Source organism: Fusicatenibacter saccharivorans, assembly GCF_015557635.1.
Lineage (GTDB): Bacteria > Bacillota > Clostridia > Lachnospirales > Lachnospiraceae > Fusicatenibacter > Fusicatenibacter saccharivorans.
In genome coordinates this window covers 17,132-31,434 of record NZ_JADNOP010000024.1, presented here as the reverse complement: position 1 = coordinate 31,434, position 14,303 = coordinate 17,132, and the positions used below count along the sequence as shown (strand labels likewise).

General features: G+C 52.9%; 17 protein-coding genes and 1 pseudogene. 17 read left to right on the top strand and 1 reads right to left on the bottom strand.

All coding sequences use genetic code 11. The annotated features are described in order from the left end of the window. The 10 genes and pseudogenes from I2G42_RS15345 to I2G42_RS16530 all read left to right on the top strand — a co-directional run. Positions 1-99 (top strand): TnpV protein (locus I2G42_RS15345; protein ID WP_195531247.1); only part of this gene is annotated, 99 nt, incomplete at its 5' end. 137 nt (positions 100-236) lie between these two features. After that, a complete protein-coding gene (locus tag I2G42_RS15340) occupies positions 237-380 on the top strand; it encodes a hypothetical protein (RefSeq protein ID WP_164979630.1) in 144 nt (47 codons plus the stop codon). A gap of 367 nt (positions 381-747) precedes the next feature. Beyond that, the gene (locus I2G42_RS15335) at positions 748-1,107 is read left to right on the top strand and encodes a DUF3847 domain-containing protein (protein WP_195531246.1); all 360 of its coding nucleotides are present in this window, start codon (positions 748-750) and stop codon (positions 1,105-1,107) included. After that, a complete protein-coding gene (gene mobQ / locus I2G42_RS15330) occupies positions 1,073-2,569 on the top strand; it encodes a MobQ family relaxase (RefSeq protein ID WP_195531245.1) in 1,497 nt (498 codons plus the stop codon). The genes I2G42_RS15335 and mobQ overlap by 35 nt, the downstream gene beginning before the upstream one ends. Then, entirely contained in the window at positions 2,566-4,437 is a 1,872-nt protein-coding gene (locus I2G42_RS15325; protein ID WP_195531244.1) for an AAA family ATPase, read from the top strand. The genes mobQ and I2G42_RS15325 overlap by 4 nt, the downstream gene beginning before the upstream one ends. Positions 4,438-4,579: 142 nt before the next feature. Next, on the top strand, positions 4,580-4,738 hold the full coding sequence (locus I2G42_RS15320; RefSeq protein WP_081018971.1) for a transposon-encoded TnpW family protein: 159 nt from the start codon (positions 4,580-4,582) through the stop codon (positions 4,736-4,738). A gap of 41 nt (positions 4,739-4,779) precedes the next feature. Then, positions 4,780-5,361: pseudogene (locus I2G42_RS15315) on the top strand (VirD4-like conjugal transfer protein, CD1115 family); the annotation flags it as partial. Between the two features lie 97 nt (positions 5,362-5,458). Then, positions 5,459-5,836, top strand: coding sequence for a TnpV protein (locus I2G42_RS15310; protein ID WP_195531243.1), 378 nt, complete (start codon positions 5,459-5,461; stop codon positions 5,834-5,836). A gap of 14 nt (positions 5,837-5,850) precedes the next feature. Beyond that, positions 5,851-6,033: a hypothetical protein gene (locus tag I2G42_RS15305; RefSeq protein ID WP_055219873.1), complete on the top strand. Its 183-nt coding sequence runs from the start codon at positions 5,851-5,853 to the stop codon at positions 6,031-6,033. A 12-nt stretch (positions 6,034-6,045) separates the two neighbouring features. Then, complete coding sequence (locus I2G42_RS16530; RefSeq protein ID WP_055219875.1) at positions 6,046-6,348, top strand: hypothetical protein; 303 nt, start codon at positions 6,046-6,048, stop codon at positions 6,346-6,348. A gap of 80 nt (positions 6,349-6,428) precedes the next feature. Here the strand turns inward: I2G42_RS16530 and I2G42_RS15295 are convergent, their stop codons facing one another. Next, entirely contained in the window at positions 6,429-7,277 is an 849-nt protein-coding gene (locus tag I2G42_RS15295; protein ID WP_055266762.1) for a helix-turn-helix domain-containing protein, read from the bottom strand. 175 nt (positions 7,278-7,452) lie between these two features. On the opposite strand from I2G42_RS15295, the gene I2G42_RS16525 reads away from it, so the two are divergent. The 7 genes from I2G42_RS16525 to I2G42_RS15260 all read left to right on the top strand — a co-directional run bounded on the left by I2G42_RS16525 (position 7,453) and on the right by I2G42_RS15260 (position 14,107). After that, positions 7,453-7,932: a hypothetical protein gene (locus I2G42_RS16525; RefSeq protein WP_226906287.1), complete on the top strand. Its 480-nt coding sequence runs from the start codon at positions 7,453-7,455 to the stop codon at positions 7,930-7,932. Continuing rightward, entirely contained in the window at positions 7,916-8,221 is a 306-nt protein-coding gene (locus tag I2G42_RS15285; RefSeq protein ID WP_055222220.1) for a hypothetical protein, read from the top strand. The genes I2G42_RS16525 and I2G42_RS15285 overlap by 17 nt, the downstream gene beginning before the upstream one ends. A gap of 474 nt (positions 8,222-8,695) precedes the next feature. After that, entirely contained in the window at positions 8,696-9,940 is a 1,245-nt protein-coding gene (locus tag I2G42_RS15280) for a plasmid recombination protein (RefSeq protein ID WP_055266764.1), read from the top strand. Then, positions 9,937-10,641: a CHC2 zinc finger domain-containing protein gene (locus tag I2G42_RS15275; protein ID WP_055266766.1), complete on the top strand. Its 705-nt coding sequence runs from the start codon at positions 9,937-9,939 to the stop codon at positions 10,639-10,641. Before I2G42_RS15280 ends, I2G42_RS15275 begins: the two co-directional genes overlap by 4 nt. Beyond that, a complete protein-coding gene (locus I2G42_RS15270; RefSeq protein ID WP_055221981.1) occupies positions 10,601-11,959 on the top strand; it encodes a virulence-associated E family protein in 1,359 nt (452 codons plus the stop codon). The genes I2G42_RS15275 and I2G42_RS15270 overlap by 41 nt, the downstream gene beginning before the upstream one ends. A 267-nt stretch (positions 11,960-12,226) precedes the next feature. Next, positions 12,227-12,394 (top strand): hypothetical protein, encoded by a 168-nt coding sequence (locus I2G42_RS15265; protein WP_164468434.1) that lies wholly within the window; start codon positions 12,227-12,229, stop codon positions 12,392-12,394. Positions 12,395-12,466: 72 nt separating this feature from the next. Further along, on the top strand, positions 12,467-14,107 hold the full coding sequence (locus I2G42_RS15260; RefSeq protein ID WP_055221983.1) for a recombinase family protein: 1,641 nt from the start codon (positions 12,467-12,469) through the stop codon (positions 14,105-14,107). The last annotated feature ends 196 nt before the right edge of the window (positions 14,108-14,303 follow it).

Genomic DNA, 14,303 nt, shown 5'->3' with positions numbered 1-14,303 from the left:
CAGCTGAAAGCCGAAAACCAAATGGAATGGGTGCGGCAGATGAACGCTTGCAAGGCACAGGCAGATGAGATTGTGAAAGCGGAATTGATTTATGATTGAGTGAGAAAGTCCGGGCAGAAAACCGTCCGGACTTTTCTCATACAGTCCAAAGTTGCGGTAGAATTGTTCACAGTTTTATGGTATAATTTGAATACGAAATTGAGAAACAAATCGGAATTTGTAAAGGAGGATTTACAATGAAGAAAATTGGATTAGGTATTGCAATACTACTCTTTGCCATTATAATTTCTCTTTGCTCATCAGGAATGGGGCTGCTCGTTATCGGAATTGGGATTGTAGGATTGATTTTTTCAATCATAGGATTTATGGAACGCAAGTAAAATAACTTCAAGTTTGTCGAGAAGTTAAGCCGGAGCAAATCCCTTTAGGAACTAAAGGGCGCACTTCTATACTCTCTTGTCGAGAGTATTGTGCGTCCTGCGGAGCTTCATTCTCTGTCAGCAGAAAGAAACTGCATGACCGAGGATGTTTCGTCACTTCGTTCCGTCAAGGGAGCTACACTCCCTTGCGACGCTTGTGCGTCTATCCCTTGTGGACTTGCCGTCCGCAAACAGCATGAAATGCTGTTCGCCGCCAGCAAGTTTGAAAAAACTGAATACCGAAAAACTGACCGTTGACTGGTCGCAATGTGCGAAAAGTTGACGGTCTTTTTTTATCCCCAAAATCAAAAAAAGGAGGTCAATCACAATGACAAAACCGAAAACTCTTGAACAGCTCCGAGCCGAAAAGGAACGAGCCGAGACGCAGCTTGCACAGGAGAAGCACAAGCTCAACCGTCTTGAGAACAGAAAGAAGTATCTGGAGAAAGGCGAGCGCACCAAGCGCACCCATCGTCTTTGCAATCTGGGCGGCACGGTTGAGAGCCTTGCCCCGGAGGTCAAAGATCTCACACGCACCGAAATGACAGAGCTGATGGAACACATCTTTTCTCTGTCCGAAGTCCAGCGAGCCGTCCGTCACATGGCGATTACTCACACCAACCAAGCGAACAGAGAAAAGGAGTTGAAAGCCGATGGCACTATTTCATCTGAGCGTCACGCAGACTAAGCGCAGCGCAGGACAGTCCGCTATCGCTTCTGCCGCCTACCGTGCCGGAGAGCGATTGTATAGCGAGTATTACGGCGAATACAGCGACTACACCCGCAAGGGCGGCGTGATCTGCTCTGACATTCTCCTGCCGTCCCATGCACCGCCCGAATACGCAGACCGCCAGACCCTATGGAACGCCGTGGAAAAAGCCGAGCGTGGAAAGAACGCCCAGCTTGCATACAGCTTTGACATTGCCTTGCAGAATGAATTTTCCCTTGAGGAAAACATCGCTCTTGCAAGGCAATTTTTGTTGGAGAACTTTGTGAGCCGGGGCATGGTGGTTGACTTCGCCGTACACCAGCCCGACCGGGAGGACGGCGGCATACCCAATCCACATTTTCATGTACTTTGCCCCATCCGCCCCATCGAGCAGAACGGCAAATGGGGGCTAAAGCAACGCCGGGTGTATGAGCTGGACGAGGACGGCAACCGTATTCGAGACGCAAACAGTAAGTATGTGTTCAATGCCGTTCCCACTACCGACTGGGGCAGTCCCGAAACGCTGGAATACTGGCGGCAGACATGGGCGGAGATGTGCAACGCCAAGTTTGCAGAGAAAGGGCTTGATGTTCGCATCGACCACCGAAGCTATGAGCGTCAGGGCGTGGAGCTTCTTCCCACTGTCCATGAGGGCGCAACCGTCCGGGCAATGGAGAAGAAAGGCATACGCACCGAGAAAGGCGAGTTCAACCGTTGGATCAAAGCCACCAATGCCGTTATCCGGGACATCAAGAAGAAAATCGCTCTCCTGTTTGATTGGATTGCCGAAGCAAAAGCAGAGCTTGCCAAGCCGCAGGCACCCGACCTTGTTTCGCTGCTGAACGCCTATTACACCCAGCGCAGAGCCGGGGCGTATTCGCAGAAAGGCAAGGTCAGCAATCTAAAGGAGATGAACGAGACTTTCAATTATCTCCGGGCAAACGACATTTTCACCCTTGAAGATTTGGAACGCCGTGTCAGCGAACACAGTGCTGCCACAGAGAGCTTGAAGAAAACGCTGGACGAACAGACCGCCCGAATGAAAACAATTAAGCAGCTCTATGACAGCTCCGCTGCTTTCCAGAGCTTGAAGCCTATCTATGACGGCTTGCAGAAAATCAAGTTTGAGAAGCCCAGAGCCAAGTACAAGGCAGAGCATGAAGCGGAACTGAAACAGTTCTACGCCGCCAGACGAAAGCTGACCGGGGAGTTCCCGGACGGCAAAGTGAATATGAAAAAGCTGACCGAAGAGTATGACGAGCTGGAACAGGCGCACAACACCACCTATGGCGAGTTTAAGACCGTCAGAGACGATTTACACCGCCTTTGGAAGGTCAAGTCATGCGTAGATACTGCCGCCCGATTTAACGAGCGTACAGAGGAACAAATGCTCCAAAATCGACCCCAAACACGACAGAAAAAGGAGGAACTATCCCGATGAATTACACCCAAGCACAGATTGACCGGGCAAATGCCGTCAGTCTGGAAGATTTTCTCCGTACACAGGGAGAGACACTAATCAAAAGCGGACGGGAATACCGTTGGAAAGAACATGACAGCCTGACCGTCCGGGGAAACAAGTGGTTTCGCCACAGCCAGAGCAAGGGCGGCTATCCCATTGATTTTGTCATGGAGTTTTACGGAAAGTCCTTTTCCGAAGCCGTCCAGCTCCTGATCGGCGAAAGCGGCGAGGGGCAGACCGAAGCCAGCACAGCACCGCCCACAGCGTTTCACTTGCCCTTGCACAACAGAACAGCCGACAGAGCAATCCAATATCTCACAGAAAGCCGAGGTCTCAACAAAACGCTTGTTGAGGCTTTTCTTCTTTCCGGGGATATTTACGAGGACGCAAAGCGGCACAATGTTGTGTTTGTCGGCAGAGACCGAAGCGGTACGCCGAGATACGCCCATGTGCGAGGAACGGCAGACCCATTCAGACAGGACATTGCCGGGTCTGACAAGTCCTATCCGTTCCGATATGAGGGTAACGGCAATCAGCTCTTTGTCTTTGAAGCACCGATAGACCTTTTGTCCTTTATCTGCCTTTATCCGCAGGACTGGAAAAATCGAAGCTATCTTGCCCTGGGCGGCGTTTCGGGCAAAGCCCTTGACCGTTTTCTTTCTGAACGCAAGGACACCCGAAAAGTATTCCTCTGCCTTGACAGCGACACCGCAGGAAGTGAAGCCTGCACCCGACTGGCGCAGGACATTCCCGGCGAGATTGCCGTCATTCGCCTTGTCCCGGCAAGGAAAGACTGGAACGATGTTCTCCGTCAGCAAGGGGACATTCCCAGCCGCAAATTCATAGCCGAGACAATCACGCTGCGAGAGCTACCCACCGCCCAGCCTGTCCCCATGCTCCGCATGGCAGATGTGGAGCTGACGAGCGTGGATTGGCTATGGTTTCCGTATATCCCCTTTGGAAAGCTGACGATCATACAGGGCAACCCCGGCGAGGGCAAGACCTACTTCGCCATGCGTCTTGCGGCGGCTTGCACCAACCGAAAGCCCTTGCCCGGTATGGAGACACTTGAGCCTTTCAATATCATTTATCAGACCGCCGAGGACGGTCTGGGCGATACCGTTAAGCCCCGGCTGATGGAAGCAAACGCAGATCTTGAACGAGTGCTTGTCATTGACGATAGAGACACGCCGCTGACCCTTGCCGATGAGCGCATAGCAAGGGCAATCCGTGAGAACAACGCAAGGCTGGTTATCATTGACCCGGTGCAGGCGTTTCTGGGCGCAGATGTGGACATGAACCGGGCAAATGAAGTCCGTCCCATCTTCCGAAGTCTGGGAGACATTGCACAGGCTACCGGGTGCGCTATCGTGCTGATCGGACACCTCAACAAAGCCGCAGGAACGCAAAGCACCTACCGGGGATTAGGGTCTATCGACATTACGGCGGCAGTCCGCAGCCTACTCTTTATCGGCAAGCTGAAGGACAGTCCCACAACAAGGGTACTGATCCATGAGAAAAGCTCTCTTGCGCCGCCCGGACAGTCCCTTGCCTTTTCTCTGGGAGACGAGAAAGGCTTTGAATGGAAAGGAGTTTATGACATTACCGCTGATGAGCTTCTTGCCGGGACGGACACCGCCAAGACCGAGAGTAAGACCGCACAGGCAGAAATGCTCATTCTGGAACTGCTTGCAGACGGAAAGAAAATGCCAAGTGCAGAGCTGGAAAAGACGGTCAATGAGCGTGGGATTTCCTCACGCACCATGCGAACGGCGAAAAGCCGTATCGGGGACAGACTTGTGACCGAGAAAGACGGCACAGCATGGGTCTGCTATCTCCGAAACTGACAACAGGAACACGGCAAGCGTGGCAAAGACGGCAAGGTTTTTATAGATACCTTAATGTTGCCGCCTTGCCTTGTTCCATCATACCGACACCGCCCGATGATGAACAGTCACCGGGCATTTTTCATTTACAGGAGGATTTTAAATGAACAATACCGCAACCAACAGTACCCCTTGCCCGACTGTCAGAAAGCAGATCGGCAAGACAACCTATATCGTGCGTGTGCATTTCAGCCAGACCGCCAAGGAGACGATGGAGGACAAAATCAAGCGTATGCTTCGTGAAGAAGTCCGCAAAATGTGACTTCTTCTTGAATTTGATGAAAAAGTCCTTGACTTTTCGTCTCTGGCAAAACCGCCAAGTCGATTTTGATTTCCTGCGGTGCGCGTCTGGCCGTATTTGATATTGCGGAGCTGCGCGAGGTTACATCCTACGATGAGTTGGAACTGGATACGCTGGGAGACAGAAAAACGGCTCTGTTCCTCATTATGAGTGATACGGATGACAGTTTTAACTTTCTCATTTCCATGTGCTACACCCAGTTATTCAACCTGCTTTGTGAAAAGGCCGATGATGTGTATGGCGGCAGGCTTCCGGTTCATGTGCGCTGTTTGATTGATGAGTGTGCTAACATCGGGCAGATTCCGAAGCTTGAAAAGCTGGTGGCCACCATCCGAAGCCGTGAGATCTCTGCCTGTCTGGTGTTGCAGGCACAGAGCCAGCTCAAGGCAATTTACAAAGATAATGCCGATACCATCATCGGCAATATGGATACTTCCATCTTCCTGGGTGGCAAAGAGCCAACAACGCTGAAAGAGCTGGCGGCTGTTCTGGGAAAGGAGACCATAGACACTTACAACACCGGAGAGAGCCGGGGACGGGAGACCTCCCACTCGCTCAACTATCAGAAATTGGGAAAAGATATGCCATACTTGTTCGTGAAGAGTTCAGTTGCCTTGAATTTATCATGAACAGGGACACGATCAACTGGATTCTGAAATAACTGAATACAGGAGGTCGAACATGGAGCATTTACCAAAGAAAATCCATCAAAACGGAATCAGCTACACGCTGGTGGGAGACTACTACATCCCCGATCTGGAGCTACCGGAGGAAAGCCGCCCCATTGGGCGGTGGGGCCGGATGCACAAAGCGTTTCTGCAAGAACACCGGCCCGGCCAGTACAATGCCCTGCTTCTGTCGGGAAAACTCTGGACATATCTTGCTGACCTGAACGAACAGGCCGCTGACCGGCTGGCGTGTATCGTCTCGCAGATGCAGGAGGCGGAGGGTGTCACCGAGGAACTGAAAGCCCGTGACCAGCTTGCGTGGGTCGGGGGCATGAACGGCATTCGCAGCCGAGCAGAGGAAATCATCCTCTCTGAGATGATTTTTGTTTAAGGAGGTGCCTGTCTATGAGATACCGTATCGAATACGCCGATGGGCGTTATTGTAACTTTGCCAACGGCAGGGCTGAGCTGCTGAAATGGCTGAAACTGCTGAAGCAAGAGGAAATCTCCGACATCCGCAAAGTATATAAAAGCGGTGTGTCAGATTCCGTCCTGGAAACATACCGGAATTATATCCGCCCAGCATAAGGAGGGGCGCTTATGGGTACAGATATAGAAAAATTGGTTGATTTGATGATTCAGGAGCGGATGCAGAGCCAGTTTGCTAAGTGGCGGGAGGCAGAAACCGGCACGGAGAAAAAAGAGGACTGCCTTCGCTTGGAAAACGAGTATGAAAAAGCAATCAGCGCATTGTCTGAGGAACAGAAGGACGCTGTAAGACACTACTGTGATTCTATTTTCGATTCTGGTGCAGAAAGCGAGTGCTTCTTTTACCGGCTGGGCCTCAAAGATGGCATCCGTCTCTGGAAGTTTATGAAAAAGCTGATGAAAACGGTCAGCTAACGGATGTATAACCACATATTTTATTCCGCCCACAAACGGGTCGAAAGCCGTCCAACGGTACAGATTGGGCGGCTTTCCTGTTATCTGCGTTTCTTCCGCTTGGGCGCATAGTACGGCTGCGGCTTGGCCTTTCCTCTCATGTTGTTGGGATTTTTGAGCATTTTGGACAGGCTCAGTATCCGCAAAAATGCAGAGAAGTCCTCTGAGGAAATCTTCTCGAAGGGTATCTGCATTCTGTCGCAAAATTCGTGGATTACCACTTCCTCTTGGCTGCCCTGTTCGAGCGCCTGTTCAAACTTTTCCTTGACGTCATCCAGCGTGGGCTGCGGGTCGGCGGTGGTCTTGTCCTTGCGGTGTGCTTCCCGGATGTCCCGGACGATGCTGTCCAGATCATCGTGCATGACATGGCTGTAAAAATCGCTTTCCTGCACCTGCCCCAGTTCCAGCGTCCGCATATAGAGGTCATCCTCTCCGGGCGCATACTTGCTCATGACGGTCTGCCGGGTGGCCTCCAACACCAGATTCATCTGCTCCACCCGCATATTGGCGATCTGGTCGATGCAGATTTCCATATCTATCATCAGCCGCCGGAAATTCGGGTGGGCAGCCAGTTCGCAGAGAAGCCGGTTGTTGATTTTGCCGCTGCTCAAAAGTTCCACCATATCATCACTCAGATGCAGAGATTGAAGTTCTGTGTTTGGGTGATTTTTATTTTCCGTCAGCCCCATCAGATAGTCGGTGGACACGCCGTAAAAGTCCGCCAGCGTTGCAATCGCAAACGGGCTGATGTCCTTGTAGTCATCGGTTTCGTATTTTCCCAGCGCGGATTTAGACAGGCCGGTCTGCTCCGCCAGTTGTTCCAGCGTCAGGTGCTTGTCCACCACCCGCAGGTCTTTGAGCCGCTCCGGGATTGTCAGCTTTGCGTACATCCAAAGCCCCCTCTCTCGTTATCTTTTTCAGTGATTACACCCATTATAGCACGATTCCATAAGCGTGGAAATATGCGGATTTCGAGCGTTTTTCCGACGTTTTGGATATACGGGAAAGGGCCTCTTTTTTCGGTAAACTGGTTCTTGCAGACAGGCACAGAACCTTGAAAATCGAATGACCGGCTGCAAGGGGTATGGCCTCCGGGGAAGTGACGCAAGGACAGAAATCGAGCACACCAAAGAGGCCGATACGCCGGGAGAAATTCCGGGCAGGAGCGGCTTGCAGGCAGACCGGCGGACAGGAAACAAGTTTATCATGCGGGGCGCATGGCTCCGCAGCAAAGAAATGGAGGAAATCATTATGACACTGAGTATGAAAGAAAAGAAGATTCTCTACGCTTACGGCTGTCTCAGCCACCACAATACGGTGACACGGCTGAAATGGCTGACGGCTCTGACGGTTGACCCGGAGGCCAAACGCCGGATGCTGGGGCTGGCCCGGAAGGTGGAGACGGAGATGAACGAAAGCTGGTACGAGGATTTTTATCACCATCTGCGCATGGAGATGGACGAGTACCGCCGTCTCAAGCGCAACCTGCGTGTGCTGAAATCTTACACCGATTATGAGGAGGATCTGTATGAAGAAGCTGTCTAAGTATGAGAAAGAAACCATCATCAACTGGAACGAGGCGGAGAACCTTGCCAGCGTCTACACCTTCAACGCCAGCTTGAAGCGCAGGCTGGCTGATTTCAGCCGGAAGTACCCACTGTTGTGCCGGTTGGAGCGCAGCACGCCGGAGGGCAGCGTGACCTATGTGCTGGACAAGTCCCGGCTGTCGATCCGGCTGGTGCCTCCGTACAGCGAAGAACGGAAAGCCGCCGCAAGGGAGTACGCAAAGGAGCATGGCTTTCAGGTGGTGGTAACGGAAGAAAAAATCGCCTAAAATCGGGGTGTTTACGGGAAAAATGACGGGTCTGCACCCGATGTTTTGACCGGCAATCCCCGCAGGCGTATTCCGTATCCACTCCCCGCCTATGGGCGCAAATGTGTGGATACGGAGCCGGTGAAACTGGCAAACACCGTTCCTGCGGTGGAAGCCAGCTTCGCCGGTGCGGAAGTACAGAGGGCGGCCAGCCCTTTGTGGCGGGGTGCAGGGGCGGCAGCGCACTGCTGGGGTCAAGGGGCAACGCCCATTGGCAGGTTAAGGGCGGCAGCCATTATCGGGTCAAGGACGAAGTGCCTTGGCAGGTTGAGGGCAGCCGCCCCATCGGGTCAAGGGTGAAACGCCTTGCCCAGGGAAAGTTGATGCCTGCGTCAACTTGTATTGGGTATTACCTGACGCAAAATTCGCAGGATTTGCGGCTTCGCCGCCCCTTCCCCGGCCCCAGAACATCTTCGCAGGAAGGAGGAAATCTGTTTGAAACTGACACGACACAATGGACGCTCCGGCAAGCATGGCACCTATAATCCCCGCCACAATGACCGCCGGTTCGATGTGGAGAACAGCGAACACATTGACGCAGAACGGGCAAGGCAAAATGTCTACTGGGACTGCTACCGGGGCTTTACCACCCATGAGTTCCGGGAGAACCCGGAGCAGCCGGATTTCAGCTTTGAGGAAATCGAGCGGATGTATTACTACGAGCATTACGGCGGCTATGTGGAAGCTCAGAACGCCCGGAATGAGAAAACCCGGCACACCGAGCGCAACCGCACTGTGGAGGACTTGCTGAAAAACAACAAGACCTGCCCGGAGGAAAGTATCTACCAGATCGGCACGATGGGAGAATCCGTCTCGCCGGATACGCTCTTTTCCATCGTCAATGAGTTTTATCAGGAATTTGAGCGCCGCTTCGGTTCCCATATCCACATCCTGGACTGGGCGCTCCATCTGGACGAGGGGACGCCCCACATCCATGAGCGGCACGTCTTTGACTGTGAGAACCGCTATGGGGAACTGTGCCCCCAGCAGGAAAAGGCGCTGGAAGAACTTGGCATCCCTCTCCCCAACCCGGAGAAGCCCAAAGGCCGGAACAACAACCGCAAGCAGACCTTTGATGCGGTCTGCCGGACGATCCTGTTTGACATCGCCAGACGGCATGGGCTGCATCTGGATCAGGAGCCGTCCTACGGCGGGCGGGACTATCTGGAAAAACAGGATTATATCCTGATGAAGCAGAAGGAGCAGCTTGCGGCGCAGGAGCAGAAGCTGGAAGAACTGACGCTCAAAATCGAGGACGTGGAGACGCTGTTAGATGATGTTTCCGATGCGGCCTATGACAAGGCGGTGGAGGTGGTGACCGATACCGTCCGGCAGGAGACACACAAAGAAGATATTCGTCTGATCGAGGAAACGAAAAAGTGGGTGCTTTCGCCGGAGCGGAAGGCCCCGAAGAAGGAGCGTGACTACGCTGCCGCCCGTCTGGATGGAGTGATTACCAAAATCAAACGGGTCATGCAGAACGCCCTGGCAAAAATCCAGAAAACTCTCATGCAGCCGGAGGTCAAGAAGGCCGGTAAGGAGCAGATTAAGGAGAAGGCCAGAGAATCCATCCGGGAGAAGCTGGCGAAAGGCAGGCTGAACGCTGACCGAGATAACCGGGAACGCTGGGAACGTGAGGGGCGGATTGCTCCGAAAAAGAAACACGATATGGAGTTATGAGGCACCTGATTTTCTGCGGAAACGGGTGCTTTTTTCTCTGCCTGGAGGTGAGAAAATCGAATATATTTGAAGCGGTGAAGGAGTCTGTCACCACAAGGCAGGCTGCGGAATATTACGGGGTGCAGGTTGGCAGGAATGGCATGGCCTGCTGTCCCTTCCATGATGACAAACATCCTAGTATGAAGATTGACCATCGGTTCCACTGCTTTGGCTGTCAGGCAGATGGGGATGTGATTGATTTTACCGCCCGTCTGTTTAGTCTGAGCAGTAAGGAGGCGGCGCTGAAGCTGGCGGAGGATTTCTCTGTCCACTATGACGCCAAAGGCCATGACCCGCCCCGCAGGAGGCCGGTCAAGCGAAAAATCAGCGAGGAACTGCGTTACCGGCAGGCGGAGCAGAAATGTTTCCGGGTGCTGTGCAATTACCTGCATCTGCTGGAACGCTGGGAGAAGGAATACGCCCCGCAGACGCCGGATGAAGCGTGGAATCCGCTGTTCGTGGAGGCCCTGCAAAAGAAACCGTACACGGAATATCTGCTGGATATTCTCTTGTCCGGCAGCATGGAGGAACGTGCTTCCGTGGTCGCTGAGTATGGAAAAGAGGTGAGGAAGATTGAGCAGCGAATATCAGAGTTTACCGCTAGCCACCCGGCAGGCCGCCATGAGCGCAGCCGAAGCCTTAGCGCCGGAGCGGAGCGTTGATGAGGTGCGGGAAAGCCTGTCCGTCACCGAGAAGGGCCAGCCCGCCAACACCATCGGCAACTGCCGGACGGTGTTCTGCCATGACCCTCTCCTGCGTGGGGCGATCCGCCTGAACCTTTTGACTGACCGGGTGGACATTGTACAGGATTTAGGCTGGCGCAGGAATACCAGTGCCCTGACGGATACGGACGTGAAATATCTGCTTCTCTATTTTGAGCAGACCTATGGCCTGACCAGTGAGAAAAAGATGACGGCGGCGCTCTCCATCGTGGCGAATGAGAACTGCTACCATCCCATACAGGACGTGCTAAACGGCCTTGTCTGGGACGGGACGCCCCGCATCCGCTCCTGTCTCCATCATTTCTTAGGTGCGGACGAGAGCGACTATGTGGAGGAAATGCTGAAACACTTTTTGCTGGGGGCTATCCGGCGGGTATTCCGCCCCGGCTCCAAATATGAGGAAATGCTCTGTCTGGTGGGCGGTCAGGGGGCTGGCAAGTCCAGCTTCTTCCGCTTGCTGGCGATCCGGGACGAGTGGTTCAGTGACGACCTGAAAAAACTGGACGATGACAGGGTGTATCTGAAGCTGCAAGGACACTGGATTATCGAAATGTCGGAGATGCTGGCTACCAGCAGCGCCAAAAGCATTGAAGAAATCCGCTCCTTTATCAGCCGCCAGAAGGAAACCTACCGGACGCCCTACGAGGCCCAGCCCAAAGACCGGCTGCGGCAGTGTGTGTTCGGCGGTTCGTCCAACACACTGGACTTCCTGCCCCTTGACCGGGCCGGAAATCGGCGCTTTTTGCCGATCATGATTTACCCGGAGAATGCAGAGGTTCACATTTTGGAGGACGAGGACGCCTCCAGAGCCTATCTTTTACAGGTCTGGGCGGAGGCCATGACGATTTACCGCAGCGGCCACTACTCTATGAAGTTCAGCAAGTCCATCCAGCGCCAGCTGGTGGAGGTGCAGAAGGATTTCATGCCGGAGGACACCGAGGCCGGACAGATACAGGGCTTTCTGGAACACTACACCGGCAGCATGGTCTGCTCCAAACAGCTGTTCAAGGAGGCGCTGGGCCACACCTACGATGAGCCGAAGCGGTGGCAGCTGCACAATATCAACGAGATCATGAACACGGTGGTGACGGGCTGGAAACCATTCTCCAATCCCCGGATGTTCACCGGATATGGCAGGCAGAGGGGCTGGGAACGGGACGTTTCCGGCAACGAACTGCCCGGCAACGAAGATGGATTTGTGGAGCTGACCGAGGAAGAATGCTGCCAGCTGGAACTGCCGAAGGAGTGGATCGCATAAAATTAGCGGTCTGTTGCCGGGATGGTTGCCACTTGGTTGCCGGGTTTGTTGCCGGGGATTCTCCGGTCTGGATACGGAAAAAGCCTGTAAATAAGGTATTTTCTAATATCTATCTCTATCTCCGGCAACGAAAACAACGAGATTTTTCAAGAAAATTGATAAAGTAAGATTTGCAGGTCAGACGGTAGTTTACAGGTTTTCAGAGGTTCGTTGCCGGACTTCGTTGCCAGTGCTGCCGTCTGGCCTGCTACTCTATGGAGGTAGCCTATGGAAAAAAGCAAACAGCAGAAAAATAAAGTCCGTTTTGTGGTGGTGCGGGAGTTCTCCGGGGAGAAGTCCATGCGGGAAGCCTTTGAGCAGCTGATCGAGCGCCAGACCTGCGAACACTTCGAGGAATGGCTGGAACAGCGGGAAATGGCCGAAAACGCTGCGTAAAAACGGTTGATTCAGGGGCAGGGACATGGTACTATAATGGTATCGTGTCCCTGTTCATAGAAGGAGAACGCTATGAGCAGGAAAAAACAAGTCTATGAGAAAATCACCGCTCTCTACTGCCGCATCTCTCTGGATGACGGCGGCGACAACGAGAGTATGAGCATCAGCAACCAGAAAATCATGCTTCGGGACTTTGCTGAAAAGCATGGAATGTTCCAGTATGAATATTATGTGGATGACGGCTATACGGGCCGCAATTTCAACCGCCCTGCCTTCCAGCGCATGATCGCTGACATTGAGGCGGGGAAGATCGGCTGCGTCATCACCAAAGACCTATCCAGGCTTGGTAGGAACTATATTGAAGCTGGCAGCTATATCGAAATCTTTTTCCCCAAACACAATGTACGCTATATCGCCATCACGGACGGCGTGGACAGCCTGACCCGTCAGGAGATGGACATTACGCCCTTTAAGAATATCCTGAACGATATGTACAGCCGGGATATTTCTAAAAAGGTGCTGGCAGGCATCACCACCCGCTCCCGGCAGGGGAAGTTCTGCGGAGGGACGCCGCCCTTCGGCCTGATGCGTGACCCGGAGGACAAGGGGCATCTCATCATTGACCCTGAGACAGCGCCAATCATCCGCAAAATCTATGACTATGCCCTTGACGGGCTGGGCTGCATGAGGATTTCCAAACGTCTGATGGAAGAAAAAATCCCAATCACCCATGTCAAAGCCAACACGGAGTTTGACGCCAACTATTATTTCTGGGGCGGAGCCAGAATCAGTCACATCCTGAGAAATCCATTCTATAAGGGCGCACATTTGGTCTTTCGGACGCATCAGAAAGGCATCCGCTCCAACACCTATGACATTATTCCCCGTGACCAGTGGGAAGTGATCGAGGGCTGCCATGAGGCCATTGTGACGCCGGAGGAATGGGAACAGGTGCAGGAACTCATTGACCGCAGGCCGACCATTCAGGGGAATTCCTGCCCCTTTTATAATCTGTTCCACGGTCTGGTCTACTGCGCCACCTGCGGGAAGTCCATGCAGGTGCGGTATGAGAAAGTGGGCCGAACCGGGAAGAACCGCTTCACCGGCGAAATGCGGGAGCCGATTGACAAGGCGTACTATATCTGCCAGACCTACAACCGCATGGGCTGCAAGGTCTGTTCCAGCCACAAGATAGAGGCCAGGGATTTATACAATCTGGTGCTGAAAGACATTCAGGAACTGGCGGCGCAGGCTATGAAGGATGCCGATGCGTTCTACCAGCGGCTCAGCCGCCGGATGGAGCACCGGTATCTGGTGGACGCCTCCCAGACAGAAAAGGAACGCCTGCGGCTGGAAGCCCGAAATCAGGAAATTGACGGGATGTTCCTGAGCCTGTACACCGATAAGGCCAAAGGCATCCTGACCGAGCAGCGGTTTGTGAAGCTGACGGCGGCGCTGGAACAGGAGCAGGAATCCAACCAGAAACGCCTGCATGACCTGGCAATGATGCAAGGTCGTGCCGATGCGCAAGAAAGCGAAGTCCGCACTTTTATCAAGGAAATCCGGCGCTATGCCGCCATCGAGGAACTGGACGAGGCGGTGCTGAACCGGCTCATTAGCCGGATTCTGATTGGAGAAATCAAGAAGATTGATGGTCAGAGGACACAGGAGGTTAAGATTATTTACAATTTTGTTGGGGAAATGTCAAGGTAGAATTTAGACGCTAAATACTTTTAATTTATATCAAAAGTGATACAACAATTTTCTTTTAATGCTATCAGGCAATAAAGTTATTCCTTTGGCCAGAGTAAAAGGGATAACTTTATTTTGCTAAAGCATACTAAAAAGGGCGCGTTGCAGAAAATTATCCGCAACACGCCCTCTTCTATAAGTCCTTATGTCAAAATCA